Origin of the sequence: Bradyrhizobium sp. JR4.1, from assembly GCF_040548605.1 — a bacterium.
Lineage (GTDB): Bacteria > Pseudomonadota > Alphaproteobacteria > Rhizobiales > Xanthobacteraceae > Bradyrhizobium > Bradyrhizobium canariense.
Genome location: NZ_JBEPRY010000021.1, coordinates 22,517 through 39,166, shown reverse-complemented (window position 1 = coordinate 39,166; position 16,650 = coordinate 22,517). Strand labels below are relative to the sequence as shown.

The following is a 16,650-nucleotide window of genomic DNA, read 5'->3' as shown; positions in this document are numbered from 1 at the left end:
GCCAGGGCCGCGGAGATTGGAGGGGAGGTCGTAAAAAAAGAACCGCCGATTAGCTTCGTTCCGTCGTGCTCACAACTGGCGTGATAAGCGCAGAGCGTAGTTGTCTTCGCTCCCGCATTGACGGAAAGCATGTTCGCCGGATTCTCGGAGGACGGCCAGCGAACGCCGCCTTCTAATCTAAGCGCCCCTGCCATCCCGTCTTCCAATTACGCAGCGCCATGCGGCCAAGCGCTCGGCCGGATGCTGATTCATCCAGTCGGCGAGCTGCGGCGCGCCCATCAGGCAGGACTGCATCGAGACCTCGGCGAAGTCCGAGTTGGTGACAATTTGCTCGTGGCAATTTGCCGGAGAGGAAAGACTGCAGAGCACGGCGATGATCTTGATCATGATAACTCGCCCTCGTCACCAGGGGTGCCGCCTACTTGGTGACTTGTCAGTGCCTTGTCCTGCTGCTCCGGCGGGAAGATACTGTCGTGGATCGCGCGAGCCTCCCGAATCGGGCGAACTCGCTCGCGCTCAGATTGTGGGACAAACGCAATGACTTCGCCCATATTCCCTCCGAAAAGCTCCCTCGTGAATCAGCTTCGCTATGATATGACCATACTCATTTCATTCAGATCTACCATCTGAGCTCCAACTTTGAAGCCGTGCGGGCGGTTCAATAAAACTGCTCGTGACCGGGGTCGCGCGCCGGACGTTCGAAAGATCGCCTCGATTTCTTCCGAAGACGAGCGACGAAGCAGCCCGTCAGGTCATGCACGCCACTCACCTCAGTTGTTGGCAACCGATCGAGCCGATGCCGTTGGGTTGATCGAGACGCGAACGTTTTCATCCTGCGACTGGTAGTCGTCGGCAAGGGACTTGAGCCGGGCCGCAATCACAGAGTCAATCACCGCTTGAGCCGTGCGGAGCAAAGTCCGCCCTGCTTCCAAGCACACGGTGCCGCATTGCGAGCTCCGGAGCGTCATGATGGCCCCGGCCGTTTCTCTGGCAGTTGGTTGAAGGCGATCGGGAGCCAGCTTACCCAGTCGCGGTCACTTTCCCTGCGAGCTCTGAAGCGATCGACGCATTTCTTGGAACATAGCCCGGTTCGCCACGAATAGTGTCGGACGAGACCAAACTTGCCGTCACAAACTGCGCATCGCGCGGCTCTGCCAGACTTAGGAGTTTCGGAGCAATAGGGCATCGCAGTCTCCTTCTGGTTTTAGTACAGTTGTTCCTCGATCCTCTTTTTTCCTCATCGCACTTCATAAACTCGTGTGCGCTCCAACACATGCAGCCTAAGACCATCGGGGCCAGCAGCTCAATCGGACATAGGTAATCATCGGACACCAATAAGGGGGCACGGAACGATACGAAGGTTTATGGTGTTCGTCTTTGAGTCGACGGCTCCACTTTGCTCGATTCGCGCTGAAAAACTGCGACGGCCGGAAGGAGGTTTGTTCGGCTCCCGATCTCAGTCAGGTGGACAGCGAGTTCGGCGGCGCGCTCGTAGCAACCCGTTGGTTTACAGTTCGACTGCGAGCTGGGCCACCAACCGGCCGCAGCGGGGCGTTCTATCCCGCGGGGCGCCCGCTTGTCAGCGGAGGAACGCACTCGATCGCCTAGAGCGTGGCGGGTCGCTCGAAGCATCCGAGCACGAAAAGATTTTCTGGTCGGAAGCGCGCATGCACCCGAGAATATCCTTGAGCACCTTGAACCGAGAGGATGCGGAACGTTGATCGAATAACCGCCGAGCTCAGCGGAGCTGGTTCGTTACACACACAATTGTTGCCTATGCGGTTACGCTCGCGGCGAGTTCATTGGTCACTGTGGGTCTTAGGGCCATGCCAGACGAAATCCTACAATGCTTTCTACCTTGCATGGCGTTGGTTTCGCGTTCGTTTCGGTGAAGGCAGTCGGTTTCCACGGCATCATGGTTCAAGACGCGCCGTAAGGCGGCGCTCCTCACCATGAGGGTCTTGTGTTTCAGCGCCCTTTTCTCCGCAAAACAAGTCCTCATCTGAGGAGCTCGCCTCAAGCGGGCGTCTCGAAGGACGCTCCGCAAGGAAGAATCTCTCTTCAGCCCCGCACGCGCCTCAGCATCTGCTCCACGTGGGCGATCGGCGTCTCCGGCTGGATGCCGTGGCCGAGATTGAAGATGAAGCGGCCTTGCGCAAAAGTCGCCATCACATTGTCGACCGCGCGGTCGAGCGCTGTGCCGCCCGTGATCAGCACCAGCGGATCGAGATTGCCCTGCACGGCGACGCGTGATTGCACGCGCTCACGGATGAAGGCCGGCTCCGCGGTCCAGTCGATGCTGACGGCGTTGACGCCGGTGGCTTCGACGTAACCAGGCAATTGCGCGCCAGCGCCACGCGGGAAGCCGATGATCTTTGCGTCCGGCACCTTGGCGCGCACGCCTTCGATGATGCGCCGCGTCGGTTCGACCGACCAGCGCGCGAATTCGGCGGGTGGCAGCACGCCGGCCCAGGTGTCGAAGATCTGCAACACATCGGCGCCTGCGGCGAGCTGCGCCAGCAGATACTCGATCGAATTGTCGACCAGCACGTCGATGATTTTCGCAAAGGCCTCCGGATGCCGGTAGGCCATCATCCGCGCCGGCGCCTGGTCGGGCGTGCCGTGGCCCGCGACCATGTAGGTCGCCACCGTCCAAGGGGCGCCGCAGAAGCCGATCAGTGCAATCTTGGGATCGAGCGCCCCGCGCACGATGCTGAGCGCCTCGAACACCGGCGCGAGCTTGCCGAAGTCGGCCTGCGTGGCGAGCGTTCCGACCTTCGCCGGATCATCCAGCGGCTCGAGCCGCGGGCCTTCGCCGACCTCGAACCGCACCGAGCGGCCGAGCGTGTAGGGGATCACCAGAATGTCGGAGAAGATGATCGCCGCATCGAAGCCGAACCGGCGGATCGGTTGCAGCGTGACTTCGGCGGCCAGCTCCGGATTGAAGCAGAGATCGAGGAAGCCGCCGGCCTTGGCGCGGATCTCGCGATATTCCGGCAGGTAACGGCCGGCCTGCCGCATCATCCAGACCGGCGGGATAGCCTGTCGCTCGCCGGAGAGCACGTCGCTGAAAGGCTTGGTCGGAGATTGGGGCACGAACCGTCCTGTTGCAGATTGAGGTTCCTGATACACCGGCGAGGGCCCGAGCGGAAAAGGGGAACCAGCGGTGCGACTATGCCGGGCTTCAACTCGGCTCAGCTTGCCACGTTGAAGAGTAACTCCTTGGACCTTCCAGAACTTCCCTCGCCCGCTTCATGGAATGTCGTGGGTGGCCGGGTAAACTTCATCCACGCGCCTATGTAGCCGTTGCGGCCTCCAGAAAGACGTTAACTTCCAGTTATCCGCGCGCGAAGCTACATTGTAAGCGCCGGGCCCTGAACCCATCTCACGCTCATTAGGCTGGTGCGATAGCGTTCTCACCGCGCACCCGCGCGGTCAGCCGCATCAGAAGACCAGTAACCGTGATAACTACAAGGTAGACGATGAGCTGCATTTGCGTCGGTTGATCACTATAGCCGATCAGCGTGTGCAAGGCGCGGCCAGGAATGCTGGCTTCGGATAAGAACCAGCCCGAGTCCCACACGACGCTGTCGAGCGACGTTAGCCAGTTCGCCCGCTCCAGGAAGGCGACGGCCTGCGCCGCCATACCCGCCGCCAGGAGGGTGATCAAAACAGTCGTCGTTGCGAACAACGCGCGCGGTGGAATCCGCACCAGGCCCAAATAGGTCAGCAGGCAAACCGCGACCCCGAGCAACAGGCCGAGGCAGCCGCCGAAGGTAAGGCCCAGGGCCGAGCCGCCGTCGGAGGTCCCGACCCCATAGAGAAACAGCGCGACCTCGCTGCCTTCGCGCAGCACCGCGACGCCGACCACAACCGCCAGTGCCCCTAGCGGCTTGCTGCCCTCGGCCACCGCGTGGCCGACCGCGCGCATTTCGAGGGCAATCTCGCGGCCATGGCTCGCCATCCACACATTGTGCCAGGTCAGCATCACGACGGCGATTCCGAGGATGGCGGCGTTGAACAGTTCCTGTCCCATGCCTGCGAACAGCTGCGATAAGCCGCCGGCAAATGCCGCGACAAGACAAGCTCCCCCGATTCCCGCTAGCACGCCGCCGACAATCCAGCGACCGCGGTGGACGACATCACGCGTGACCGCGAGCACGATGCCGACGATGAGGCCAGCCTCGAAAACCTCGCGGAAAACGATTATGAGCGCGGCGAGCACGAGACGTGGGCCTATTCGACGACAAGAACGCCACGCGCGCTCTCGTTAAAATCGTCGTAGAACTCATAGCGTCCTGGCTTCAGAGGGCGGACGTTGATAACACCTTGGCTTTTGGCGGCTACGACCTTTTCCACTCTTAGTGAGGTGCTTTCAAACTCCATCGCCTTGCCCTCGAGATTCCTGATCCGGAATAGGACAGGCTTGTCTGCTGGGGCACGCACCTCGCGGGGCTGAAACTGCCCGTTGGAGTAGGAGATCTGGATTTCGGTCGCCTGCTGCGCCGATGCTGTAGAGAACGGCAGCATAGCCGTACAGAGCGTTGCGAAGACCAGCTTCCTGCTCATGGTCAAAACGTACATTCTGAGCCCTGGATTTGAGGGAATTAGAACTCGATGGCGAATTTGAGTTTGGCGCGATTCCGCTGGAATTCGGCAAGATTGAGCGAGAACGGACTGCTGACTTCGCGACCCCATACTTGCGTATTCCACGCCGCTGTCATGAACATCTTTGGCGTAAACCGCACGAAAAGCGTCGGACCGAGCATCACGGCATCACCCGTAAAGGCCGAGAGCGCGAAGTCGTCATAATGACGCAGATACCAGACTTCCGCTCCGATGAGGACGTTCGGCGTGAGGCGGAACGACAGCGCGGCGGAGCCGCCGAGCTTCGTTTCCCGGATGGTCTCGTCAAGCAGGGTGTGGGTGTATTCAGGCTCATACAGGAGATTGAAGCCGGCGAAGAGCCGGTTTCTGACCAGCTCGAGGTCAGCATTGAGAGTGGTCTCGAATTCGTAGTTGTGAACCCGCTCACCACTTGTCTCATCGACTAGCCGAACCGTCGGTTCGAATGCAAGCGTCACCGACAGCGGGTTGTTCGACGTCCGCTCAAGCGCAAGGTAACGGAATTCACCAAACCCGCCGCTGAACGCAACTTGGCGACGGTCGTCGAGATCAGTAGCATTCCGGATGTCATGGGTCGATCCAAGCGCCCCAAATTCGATTTGCACGAATTGAGACGGGGTGAATTCGAACTCGTACTTCGTCTCCGTCGCACTGTAGCGTCCGCCGCGCTTGCCAAACCGGCCGATCGTGTCGGTCGTGAACTCCTTTTCGCCTTCAATCCCGATACCTGAGCCGGTGGTAAATCCGAAAATGTATTTTGTCTCGATCTCGCGCCATGAGCTTGCATCCGAGCTGGCGGGGTCGCCAGCGCGCGCAAATCCGCTGAGACCAATCAGCACAATGAACGCGCCCATTAGCGCGCTCGAATGCCGTACACGTCCAATTGTTTGGCGCATTCCGTCGGCCCTAGCCTATTCGGCTGCATTGATTAGCGGATTACAGCACTCGATCCAAAGAGATTCCCGTCCCGCTAATTTGGAATGCTTCAAAAGCGGGCGTCAACACGCTAAGCCGGTGTGCGATGGATAAGAAAGGTTCCGGCCAAGCATGGAGTTCCGCGCGACGAATGAGAAATGACGTCACGCCATGAAGTTGATAACCCCGCGTTATGATGCCCGTAGGCACCTGAACTCCGCTCCGCGGTTGCCTATGCGAACCGGCGCAGTCCCACTGCATCGTCCTCTGCTATTCCGACAATTGGCGGCTATCGGCTTTTTCTCGGGTGTTTGGCGACGCTGCCACGAATATGCAAGACACCAGCGGCGCGACCGACTTGTCGGTCCCCCGTGTGTACTCTTCGGCCAGCGGGATTCTTGCAGACGACCAGGCGCATTAGCGCATTTCACCGCTCCGCGCGCTAGTTGGTTTGAACCGGGAGACCGCTGGCGCACTCGGCCGGCGCGGGTCGCGCGCGGCCTGTCGCCGGGCCGAGCGGGCGCACGGCCGCGGGCTCCGCGCGGCCGGTCCCCGCCCTAGGGGAACGTCAGGCCGAAAGCAGCCGGATCGAGCTGCTCGCCTTTGCGAGGGACCAAGAAGCGCTCCAGCCCACCCGGCACGAAGCTGAGCAGCAGGATGGCCTGATCGCCGACCACCTCTATTGTATGCGGCACACCGCGGGGAAGAGCCGCGTAGGCGCCCTGCCCCACCTCAATGCGGGCATCGCCGACTCGCGCGATCAGCTGCCCCTCCACAACGAAGAGCAGCTCGTCCTCGTGCGAGTGGGTGTGCAGCGGCGGCTCCTCCCCGGCCCGCACCGTCCACAGGACGGTGCCATATTCGCCTCCAGTCTGGCTGCTCTCCACCTTGATCTCGTGCGTTGAGCCCCCGCTCGACGTCACCGTCTCACCGCCGTGGGGCGGCGTAAGAACCGGCTGCTTCACTGCCATTTGTAGCCTCCTGATTGTGGACCCTTTGCTCGGGTCTCGGAGTGGCGACGTAAGTTGCCGCTCACACTCGTCAGCATGAGATTGCGCGCGGCGTATGGGAAATGACGTCACGCCATGAAGTCGATAGCCGCGCGTTATAGTGGCCGGGAGCACGTGAACGTCTCTTCGCGGTCGCGGAGAGTTGCGTTTCAGGGATTGTGGATCCCCTGCGCCACCCAGTTTGGTCTGCAAGATCCTCGAAGCCGCAAAGACCCGGCGAACGACACCGGACAAGCTGCGGGAGACCGGCCGAAAAGCCCTGACACACGTGGCCTTGATCGGGCGAGGTGCGGGTTGAACTTGCAGGTGACGGTGTTGAAGATCTTGGTGAGCTACCCGGACAGGTTCGCTGTGGTGGCGGACCTCAACCGCATGTGGCGATCCTCGCCACCAGCGGCCGGAGTGGGCCGAGCGCACCAAGCGACTGGCCGCGCGCGTGCCCGGACTGGACATCTTTTCGGACGGCCTCGTTGAGCGTCAAAATGGCGCGTAGAGGGTCACTGCCAAAGGGCGAGCCGTGCTCGAACGCATGGAGGCGCACCGAAGCCAAGACCCTGCGATTGAGAAGGACCCAACAGAAACGGCTGGCGCGCCGGTGCCTGCGTTGCCGCAGCCGATAGAGCGAGCGAAGCGCCGACGCGAACGTCGCCAGCGTCGCTGAGAAGCCCGTGAACGCGCGAGGGCGCATGCATCATAAACGTGGGGGCGGCGCTCAGATTGTCGATTCCGTCACACTCCGCTCAACCGTCAGTCTGCCGAGCGGCTATTTTTCCCAACTGTTCTGGGAAACGCATCCGTCTCTCCTCGTGGAATGCGCGATCCGTGGCCGGCTAACTCGCCCGAAATCCATTGTATCAGACGAATCTTGAGCAGTTCGCGACTAGAATCCCCTTGGAATGGGTCGCGGTCGTGATCTCCCTCCGATCGGGCGTGGCGCCGAAGAGCTGGTCGCCGAGCCCAATGTGCCAGCTGGTCTGCTGACTGGGGTTATCGCTGTACTGATCCAGCCAAGGATCACGTTCAGCGAGGGCTAGTTCGTGCGCCTCTCGGTCCGTCAGCGCCTTGGGTCCGGCGCTCAGATTAGCCCAGCGGACCTCAAGTCCAGGGAGCACCTTGAGCCGACGGAACGCTGGTGAGTCAAAGCAGGCGGCTGATAGCCCCGCTGGCCCATCAACGAAGTAGTAGCACGCGCCATCGGCATGGGCAGGATGGATCGACAGGCGATCGGCGCTAAGTCCCACCGTCCGCCGCCCGCATGCGGCATCGCCACGAGCACAAGGAGACCTAAATGCAGTATTCGTCTTTCAACAGATCGGCGCTGCCGCGGCTCGATTGACTTGATCGGGATCAAGCAGCATTAGGGTGGGCATGTCAGACAATCCCGGGATCCACCGTTGATCTCGACAGCTGGCATGATCTTCGTCGCCTCATCTTCCGGAAACAGACTTCCACGGCGCTCCGCGCTCAGGTCGGCAGGGGGCCACCAGGCTGTGAGCAGATGCGAGAGCTAGTGTCGCGGCGTTCGTCCGCGTATACGGTCGAAGCCCTGCTTGATCGCTGCGAAGCGGTCGTCGATGAACGATTCGTGCTCGGTATCCGTGAAAATGTAGGGCCAGTCGTTTTCGATGGCCTCGCGAACCAGTTCGCCCACATACAGCGGATCAATGCCGTGGTTGATCCGTTCCTGTAATGCTTTGATGAAGTTGGCGCGGGGTCCTTCTGTCGGCGGAGGGGGGCCGACAGCCAAAGCAAATCGCTGCGGCACGTTGCGCCGAGAGTTCATGATCTGCGTGCGGATGACGCCCGGACACAGAACGGAGACCCCAATCTTCCTCGGCGCGAGCACGTTACGCATCCCCTCGGACAGCGCCACCACTCCATATTTGCTCACATCGTACGCCAAACTTGGTCCCGCAATCAGCCCGGCGACGGAGGCCGTGGAGACAACCTGTCCTCCTTCGCCGTGCGCTTCGATCAGCGGACCGAAAATCTCGAAGCCCCAGATCACCGACATCAGGTTGACGCCGAGGACCCAGTTCCAGCCTGCATCAGTCCACTCACCATAGGTGCCGCCGCCGCCCACGCCCGCATTGTTGACCAATATGTGGATTCTGCCGTACCGGGCGACGGTCGCGTCCGCTGCCGCCTGAAGTTCGCCTTTGAGCGAGACGTCGGCGTTCACGCCGTCGACATCGACGTCGGTCCGTGTCTTCAGGTCCGCGACCGCTTTTTTCAGCGCCTCTTGTTCGATATCGCAGAGCATAACCTTCACCCCGGCCTGTGACAGCGCGGTCGCGATCCCCAGTCCGATCCCCGAGGCAGCGCCTGTCACGAATGCGGTCTGTCCAGCCAAGTCTCTCATGCGCTTTCCACCTTGCTTTCACTCAACAAATTCACCCGCCAGGCCGCGCCGCAGAGTGGCACAATGAACGCGGCGTGGTCTAATGTTCCGCGCCCCCGCGCCAAGCCTAGAAATAACCGGTCGCGAGTTTCAAACTAGCACATTGGAAACCACTGGATAACGAGGGTCAGGGTCGGCTTTTGGAAGCGCTGGCTCCACAATAACGATAGACACATTCATTGGTTCATAAGGAGAAGCGAGACGTCCTTCGTCGCACGACGATTGGCGGCGTTTTCGACCGCCATTATAATGCTTGCTGCCAGCGGAGGCAGCGTATTTGCCAGAAGAAATACGATGCCGGCGCAACCGACACCGAAATCAAGATCGGCAACATCACCTCTACAGCGGCGTCGGCTTACGGTACTACAGGCAAGACCGAGGCCGCCTACTTTCGCGAGATCAACTGCGAAGGCGGCATCAACGGCCGCAAAATCAACTTCATTTCCTATGACGACGGTTACAGTCCACTAAAAGCGGTCGAGCGGGCGCGCAGACTGGTTGAGAGCGAAGAGGTTTTCCTCATCTTCGGTGCGCTTGGCACGCCGTCCAACACCGCCACACAGAAATACATGAACGCGAAAAAGGTGCCGCAACTGTTCGTGCAGACCGGCGCGACCAAATGGAATAATCCGCAGAACTTCCCGTGCACTTTAGGTTAGTCGCCCAACTATCAAAACGAGGCGCGGATCTAGGCGAGGTATATTTTGAAGGAAAAGCCGAACGCCTAGTCGCCGTTCTCTACCAGAACGACGACTACGGCAAGGATTACCTCAAACGCCTGAAGGATGGCCTCGGCGCCAAGGCTGCGTCGATGATCGTTGCCGAAGACGCCTATGAGGTGGCCGAGCCGACCATCGACTCGCACGCGGTCAAGATGAAGTCGCTCAATGCCGACGTATTCGTTGACATCGCCACGCCAAAGTTCACGGCGCAAGCCATCAGGAAGGCGGCTGAGATCAGCTGCGTTGGAACTCCTGGGGCCCTGCGACGCACTCGCCTCTGCCGAGGCCAGTGCGCACGCCGGCATCGGAAGGACTTCCTTTCCAAGGTCGGTGAGCTGCGTCAGCTGGCGCTCGCGGTACAGCAACGGGTCGCCGAGTTCCAGCTCGCGCCGGGCAAATCGCTCGTAATCGTGCTAAACGAACAAGGATCTACGTCCGCCCTACCCGGCAAGACAAAGGGAAGGCTGGCATTTCTCTGGTGATGGAGTACGATTTCTCGAGGCGGAGAGAGGCCGCGCGCGTGGCGCGCGAAGAGCTTGATCAGCCGACTTCAAGCCGAAGCCCCCACGGCGGAGTTTGACGGATGGTGCAGCAGTCGCTGAACGTCACGTACTCGGACGGCGGCTCTGAGGTGTTGTGGGAGGACGGCGAGCGCGTGTTCAGTCGCGGCTGGCGACTGGACGACAATGGCAACCGGCTCGCCGTGCTACTTGTTGCGCCTGCCGCCGACCACCCGGCCCGGGCGAGACTCGATCGCCTCACGCACGAATACGAGCTGAAAGATGAACTCGACGGGGCATGGGCGGCGCGGCCGCTCGCCCTCATGCGCGACGCCGGTCGGACCGTACTGGTGCTCGATGATCTCGGTGGCGGGGAGCCGCTCGATCGTTTGCTCGGGGGGCCCATGGAGGTAGGACGCTTCTTGCGCCTTGCTATCGCTGTTACCTCTGCTCTGGACAAGGTTCATCAGCGCGGGCTCATCCACAAAGACATCAAGCCAGCTAATATTGTAGTGGACTGCGCGGATCAACACGTGCGGCTCACTGGGTTTGGCATCGCATCGCGCCTGTCCCGCGAGCGGCAGGCGCCCGAGCCGCCCGAGACCATCGCAGGTACGCTTGCCTACATGGCACCCGAACAAACCGGGCGGATGAATCGCTCGATCGACGCCCGCAGCGATCTCTACGCCCTCGGCGTCACGCTGTACCAGATGCTCACGGGCGTTCTGCCCTTCACGGCGGCTGATCCGATGGAATGGGTGCACTGCCATATTGCCAGAAAACCAGTGCCGCCAGGGGAACGGCTAGAGGATGTCCCAGCGCCCGTCTCGGCGATCATTATGAAGCTGCTCGCCAAGACTCCCGAGGATCGTTACCAAACCGCCGGCGGTGTCGAGCGCGATCTGCGACGCTGCCTGGCGGAATGGGAAGCGCGCCGCCGTATCGATGACTTTCCGCTCGGCCTGCTGGACACGCCGAACCGGCTGCTCATCCCCGAAAAGCTGTACGGACGAGATCGTGAGATCGCCACGTTGCTTTCCTGCTTCGATCGCATCGTCAAGACCGGTGTACCAGAGTTGGTGCTGGTCTCCGGATATTCCGGTATCGGCAAGTCCTCTGTCGTCAATGAGCTGCACAAGGTGCTCGTACCGCCCCGCGGTCTTTTTGCATCGGGTAAGTTCGACCAATACAAACGCGACATCCCGTATACCACGTTCGCGCAGGCCTTCGGCAGCCTTGTCCGCCCGCTTCTCGGCAAGGAGGAAGAGGAGCTGAGCATCTGGCGCGATGCCTTTCGCCAAGCGTTGGGGCCAAACGCGGAGCTTATCATCGATCTTGTCCCGGAATTGAAACTAATCATCGGAGAACAGCCTCCGGTTCCTGTCCTTCCGCCATTGGATGCGCAACGCCGATTCCAATTGGTATTCGGGCGATTCATCGCCGTATTCGCGCGGCCGGAGCACCCGCTTACGCTGTTCCTCGACGACTTGCAGTGGCTCGATGCAGCAACGCTCGATTTGCTCGAAGATCTTCTGAGCCGGCAGGACCTGCGGTACATGATGTTGATCTGCGCCTACCGAGACAACGAAGTGGACTCCGCCCATCCTCTGACGCGCAGGCTCGAATCAATCCGCAAAGCTGGCGCGCTAGTGCAGGAGATCACCCTCGCGCCCCTGGCCTGTGAACACTTGGGACAATTGATTGCGGACTCCCTTCATTGCGAGCCGGAGCGCGCCACATCGTTGGCGCAACTAGTTCACGAGAAGACTGCTGGCAATCCATTCTTCGCTAACCAGTTTATTTATGCGCTTGCCGAGGAGGCGTTACTGAGTTTTGACCACTGCAACGCGCGATGGTCTTGGGATGTAAATCGCATTCACGCAAAGGGTTACACTGATAACGTGGTGGAGCTCATGGTCGGGAAGCTGACTCGGCTGCCCGTTCGAACTCAGAACGCATTGCAGCAGCTTGCCTGCCTAGGCAACAGCGCGGATTTCGCACTACTTACGAAGGTTTACGGAGGCTCGAAAGATGTAGTGCATCGAGATCTGCTGGAAGCGGTCCGAGTTGGGCTCGTTCTCCACTCCGAAAGCGCGTATAGCTTTCTGCATGATCGTGTCCAGGAAGCGGCTTATTCACTAATACCTGAAACGGCCCGCGCCGAAGCTCATATTCGAATCGGCCGCCTCCTCGCAGTCGGCATTCCGCCAACGCAGATCGAAGAGAAGATCTTCGATATCGTAAACCAGCTCAATCGTGGCTCTCATCTCATAGTGTCAGATCAGGAGCGTGAGCGGGTCGCAGAATTGAATCTAATTGCAGGTAGACGCGCGAAGATCTCAACTGCGTATACTTCAGCGCTTTCGTATCTCGCCGTTGGGCGGGCGTTTTTGACCGAGCAGAGTTGGGACGACAACTACGAGCTCATCTTCGCCATCGAATGTCTCACAGCCGAGTGCGAATTACTGACCGCGAGTAAGGTGGCAGCCGAAACTCGACTTTCGATGCTGGCGCGTCGTGCTAGAAGCGGCCCCGACACCGCCGCCGTCACACGTTTGCGGCTCACGCTTTATACCACTTTGGACCGGAGCGATCGCGGCCTCGAGATATGCCTTGAATACCTCCAGCGCGGAGGCATTGATTGGTCACTTCATCCGACTCGTATCGAAGTACAACGCGAATACGATCGAATCTGGTCCCAGCTTGGAAGTCGACAAATCGAGGAACTCGTCGACTTGCCTTTGATGAGCGATCCGGACTTACTCGCTACTCTAGATATATTAGCCGAGTTTCCGGCAATGCATATCGAGGAGAACTTATCTTCGCTCGTTGTTTGTCGAATGGTGAATCTGAGCCTCGAGTATGGCAACAGCGATGGGTCATGCTTCGCTTATGTATGGTTCGCCCAGATCGCGGGACCTCGCTTCAGCAACTATCAGGACGGTTTTCGTTTCGGCCGGCTTGGCTATGAACTGGTAGAAAAGCGCGGCTTGAAGCGCTATCAAGCTCGAACGTACATGTCCTTTGGTAACATTGTCATGCCGTGGGCAAAACATGTCTTAGAGGGACGTGATCTGGTACGTCGCGCCTTTGCTACTGCTGACCGCACAGGGGACGTCACATTTGCGGGTTATAGCTGTAATCACTTGATAACCAACTTTTTGGCAGCGGGAGACCCGCTTGCCGAGGTGCAGCGGGAAGCCGAGAGGGGTTTCGAGTATGCGCAGAAGGTTCGGTTCGGTTTCGTCATTGACAATCTCGCCATGCTGCTCGGATTTATTCGGACGCTTAGCGGACTGACTCCGACGTTTGGCTCCTTCAACCACGAGAGTTTCGATGAGCTTCGATTCGAGCGCCACCTAGCGAGTAATCCGGTCTTGAAGCTGCTCGAGTTTCGATATTGGGTCCGTAAGTTACAAGCACGGATCTTCGCTGCGGATTATGCTTCCGCCATGGATGCGTCATTGAGAGCGCAACAGCTACTTTGGACCTCACCATCACATTTCGAAACGGCTGAGTATTGCTTCTATAGTGCGCTCGGCCACGCGGCAGCATGGAATTCTGCATCGCCGGACGAGAAACAGGAACATTGTGAGGCTCTTGTGGCCCACCGCAATCAACTCGAAGTATGGGCGGCGCGCTGTGCGGAAAACTTCGAGAACCGCGCTGCCTTGGTCGGTGCCGAGATCGCCCGCATGGAGGGCCGCGTATTGAACGCTGAGGAGCTGTACGACAAGGCGATCCGCGAGGCCCGCAAACATGGGTTCGTGCACAACCAGGCCATTGCCAACGAGATTGCCGGGCGTTTCTACGCGGAGCGCGGTCAAGAGAAGATCGCTGCGACCTATTTGCGGGCCGCGCGGGCCTGCTACCTGCGCTGGGGAGCCGACGGAAAGGTTCGCCACCTCGAGGAACTTTATCCGCACCTTAAAGTGGACAAGGAGTCCCCGGCGACGATAGTGACACCCTTCGAGCAACTCGATTTGGCTACCGTAATCAGAGTTTCGGAAGCGGTGTCAGGCGAGATCGTTTTCGAGAAGCTAATCAACACGCTCATGAGTGCGGCAATCGAACACGCGGGTGCCGATCGAGGTCTCTTGATTCTTCCGCGAGCCGATAAATATCAAATCGAAGCGGAGGCCATAGCCAGCAGTGACAACGTGACCGTGGTCCTGAAACAGGCGCGCGTCACGACCGCAGATCTACCAAGCTCGGTGTTTCACTACGTGCTTCGCACAAAAACAAGCGTTCTCCTGCACGATGCGTCCAGTCAGAACCCGTTTTCAGCGGACGACTATATTCGCGACCGTCGCTCACGGTCAGTGCTCTGCCTGCCGATACTGAAACAGACCAGGTTGATTGGCCTGCTGTACTTGGAGAATACGCTTACGACTGCCGCATTTACTCCTACTCGAATGGCGGTGCTCACGCTGCTCGCCTCCCAGGCGGCTATCTCAATAGAGAACGCTAACCTGTACCGCGAGCTGGCCGAGCGGGAGGCGAGGATCCGACGGCTAGTGGATGCCAATATAATCGGCATCCTCTTCTGGGATATAGACGGCCGGATCATCGATGCTAACGAAGCGTTTCTCCGCATCACCGGATACGGCCGCGACGATGTTGTCTCCGGTCGACTGCGCTGGCGGGATCTGACGCCCACCGAATGGCGCGATGCCGACGACCGACGAATGGCGGAGCTCGAGGCGACCGGAACGGCGCTACCCTACGAGAAGGAGTACTTCCGGAAAAGCGGCAGCCGCGTACCGGTGCTGGTCGGGGCAGCGACGTTCGGCGGGCGGTCCGACCAGGGCGTGGCCTTCGTGGTAGACTTAACTGAGCGCAAGCGAGCAGAGCAGGAAATTCGCGAAAGCGAGCGGCGCTATGGCGAGGTGCAGATGGAGCTCGTGCACGCAAATCGAGTCGCGACACTGGGGCAGCTCTCGGCTTCGATTGCCCATGAAATCAACCAGCCGATCGGGGCGACGCTCAACAATACTTCCGCTGCGTTGCACTGGCTGAGCAAAGAACCGGCAGATTTGGAGAAAGCTCGGCAGGCTCTCAACCGGATCTTTGCAAACGGCAATCGCGTCAGCGACGTCGTCGCTCGGATGCGCGCCCTTTTCAAAAAAGCACCTCTACGGAAAGAAGACGTGGACATTAACGCTGCAATTCTCGAGGTCATCACCCTGACCCGTGGCGAGATCGTGAAGAACGGCATTTCGGTCAAGACGCAGCTTGCGGACGACTTGCCGCTTATTCAAGGAGATCGGGTTCAGCTGCAACAAGTGATCATGAACCTGATCATCAACGCCGTCGAAGCGTTGAGTGCGGTCAGCGAGGGGGCGCGAGAATTGGTGATCACCACTCACACCGGAGAGCCCTCCGGCGTGCTCGTCGTGGTGCGGGATTCGGGTCCAGGTCTCAGTTCAGAGGGTCTCGAGCGTATCTTTGACGCCTTCAACACCACAAAGCCTGGCGGCTTGGGGATGGGTCTGTCGATTTGCCGCACCATCATTGAAGCGCATGGAGGGGGACTCTGGGCCACCGCTGCCCAGCCCCAGGGCGCAAGTTTTCAATTCACGGTGCCCGACCAGTCAAATGAGGCAGCGTAAATTGAACATCTGCAGCAGGCCATCACCGGAGCGAGCGCCTACAGAACTGACGAATCTCGATATGATTCTTGCAGTTTTGTGATTTCAAGCACGCGGCATTGCCCGCGACCGGTTCGCAGCAACTATGCTGCAAAACCGGACACAAATGTGCCTCTCGTCTAGCCACCCTGATGAATGGTGGAGAAACTGAAGGATGCCTGGAGTCGTCTCGTCTCCGCATGCGGAGCGAATGACGGGTCCTTCGGATTCGCTTGAAGAAGCAGACGAAGAGTCGGGGAGCCACCTGCAAAAAGTGGTGCGGGCTTGAGCCTCCCGATGGGAGAACCGAAGATCGACGCCGAGATCGAGGAGCTGATCGAAGACGCCGCGAAAACCGACAGTCGCCATCGAATCGCGGCCGCTGGCTTACGACACGCGCGGGGCGGCGCTAGGTGGTCGGAAGCCGGGAGACCACTAGGCGCACCCGACCGGGGCGTGAAATCAATCATCCGACGCTCGCGCGCGGCCCGTAGGCCGGGCCCGAGCGGGCGCACGGTCGCCGTTCAGCGAAAATGCGCCGCCGACAATCGGGCACCTCGCAATCGAACCTCCGCGTGATCACGCAAAGGCGCATTTTCCTTGCCTGTATAGGCCAAATCCGCAGCCTGTCGGTCGTATGGGCTATGATTCTTGATCTCGCCCGCACGATGCGCACGCGGCCACGCCGCTTTCCGCTCGGGCCGCTGCAACAATCGAGTCACATGAATCACCTGCGCTCTGGATAACTGACCCACTCCTCACAAAGAAGGAAATCCAAATGCTAGCTTGCATGAGCCTGAGTCCTCCGCTGGAGAAACGCAAGCTCGGCAGAAACATCGTCGGATC

The 16,650-nt window shown here is 59.7% G+C and carries 8 protein-coding genes and 2 pseudogenes; 3 read left to right on the top strand and 7 right to left on the bottom strand.

Features of this window, described 5'->3' with window-relative positions:
• Nucleotides 1–177: 177 nt before the first annotated feature.
• From ABIB90_RS31000 to ABIB90_RS30975, 6 genes are all read right to left on the bottom strand, one after another.
• On the bottom strand, nt 178–387 hold the full coding sequence (locus ABIB90_RS31000) for a hypothetical protein (protein ID WP_354202000.1): 210 nt from the start codon (nt 385–387) through the stop codon (nt 178–180).
• Between the two features lie 1,674 nt (nt 388–2,061).
• Nucleotides 2,062–3,096: a uroporphyrinogen decarboxylase gene (hemE, locus tag ABIB90_RS30995; RefSeq protein ID WP_354201999.1), complete on the bottom strand. Its 1,035-nt coding sequence runs from the start codon at nt 3,094–3,096 to the stop codon at nt 2,062–2,064.
• A gap of 298 nt (nt 3,097–3,394) precedes the next feature.
• Nucleotides 3,395–4,225, bottom strand: a complete 831-nt coding sequence (locus ABIB90_RS30990) for an FTR1 family iron permease (RefSeq protein WP_354201998.1) — start codon at nt 4,223–4,225, stop codon at nt 3,395–3,397.
• An 11-nt stretch (nt 4,226–4,236) separates the two neighbouring features.
• Nucleotides 4,237–4,569, bottom strand: coding sequence for a cupredoxin domain-containing protein (locus ABIB90_RS30985; RefSeq protein WP_157158512.1), 333 nt, complete (start codon nt 4,567–4,569; stop codon nt 4,237–4,239).
• Nucleotides 4,570–4,607: 38 nt separating this feature from the next.
• Nucleotides 4,608–5,480: a DUF6662 family protein gene (locus ABIB90_RS30980; RefSeq protein WP_354201997.1), complete on the bottom strand. Its 873-nt coding sequence runs from the start codon at nt 5,478–5,480 to the stop codon at nt 4,608–4,610.
• A 618-nt stretch (nt 5,481–6,098) separates the two neighbouring features.
• Entirely contained in the window at nt 6,099–6,512 is a 414-nt protein-coding gene (locus tag ABIB90_RS30975) for a cupin domain-containing protein (RefSeq protein WP_009859413.1), read from the bottom strand.
• 333 nt (nt 6,513–6,845) lie between these two features.
• Here ABIB90_RS30975 and ABIB90_RS30970 point away from each other — a divergent pair.
• Nucleotides 6,846–7,212 (top strand): annotated as a pseudogene (locus tag ABIB90_RS30970) (hypothetical protein).
• 846 nt (nt 7,213–8,058) lie between these two features.
• Here ABIB90_RS30970 and ABIB90_RS30965 read toward each other — a convergent pair.
• Nucleotides 8,059–8,913, bottom strand: coding sequence for an SDR family NAD(P)-dependent oxidoreductase (locus ABIB90_RS30965; RefSeq protein WP_009859414.1), 855 nt, complete (start codon nt 8,911–8,913; stop codon nt 8,059–8,061).
• Nucleotides 8,914–9,201: 288 nt separating this feature from the next.
• Between ABIB90_RS30965 and ABIB90_RS41680 the strand changes: the two are divergent.
• Both ABIB90_RS41680 and ABIB90_RS30950 read left to right on the top strand, forming a co-directional pair.
• Nucleotides 9,202–9,910, top strand: a pseudogene (locus tag ABIB90_RS41680) (ABC transporter substrate-binding protein); the annotation flags it as partial.
• Nucleotides 9,911–10,257: 347 nt separating this feature from the next.
• Complete coding sequence (locus ABIB90_RS30950) at nt 10,258–15,786, top strand: trifunctional serine/threonine-protein kinase/ATP-binding protein/sensor histidine kinase (protein WP_354201995.1); 5,529 nt, start codon at nt 10,258–10,260, stop codon at nt 15,784–15,786.
• Nucleotides 15,787–16,650: the final 864 nt, after the last annotated feature.